Annotated in this window: 1 protein-coding gene; it reads right to left on the bottom strand. The window is 40.1% G+C overall.

Annotated elements, in window-relative coordinates; all coding sequences use genetic code 11:
* The coding region (locus BN2144_RS02445) for an IS1380 family transposase (RefSeq protein ID WP_033826773.1) at nt 1-584 on the bottom strand (584 nt) is incomplete at both ends.

The following is a 584-nucleotide window of genomic DNA, read 5'->3' as shown; positions in this document are numbered from 1 at the left end:
TAAGAATGGCTATTCATTCGATCGAAACCAAAACCATTTTTAGCTTCCTTGATGTAATTCTCCATCGTTCCTCTTTTTTGATAAGCTTGGACGATATCTTTTGGAGAAGCGATTTCAAAATTGGTGACAAAAAAGGAATGCGTAAAGAACAGTTCACCCGCAGGTCGTACAGATTGAATGATGACCTTTCTAGGTTTCAACCAAGATTTTGCTTGGTAAATGGTTTCTTCAAAATAGCGTTCTGTTTTTGAAACATCTTCAGGTACAGATGTAGGATGATACTCTTCCGCCAGACTTTTTAATTGTGCATTTGATTTTAAACGAATAACGTAATAAACCGATTCTCTCTCACACAGTTCATACAGGGCAGGCACGGCAAATCCACTGTCCCCACGAAGAAACAAACTCGTTTCCGGGAATGTTTCGTTGTAATGTTCAATCAGAGGCTGAATAAATTCGACCACACCATTGGAGGTGTAGACGTTTCCCGGGCGAAGTTTCGCTTTCAAAAAGTCGCCAGTAGCTCCATCAAAGGCAACTAAAGGATGAAATCCCATAGTTCCATAATGAGCATTGAAAGAGGA

Source organism: Bacillus andreraoultii, assembly GCF_001244735.1.
Taxonomy (GTDB): Bacteria; Bacillota; Bacilli; order Bacillales; family Caldibacillaceae; genus Caldifermentibacillus; species Caldifermentibacillus andreraoultii.
This window is presented reverse-complemented; position numbering and strand designations above follow the sequence as displayed.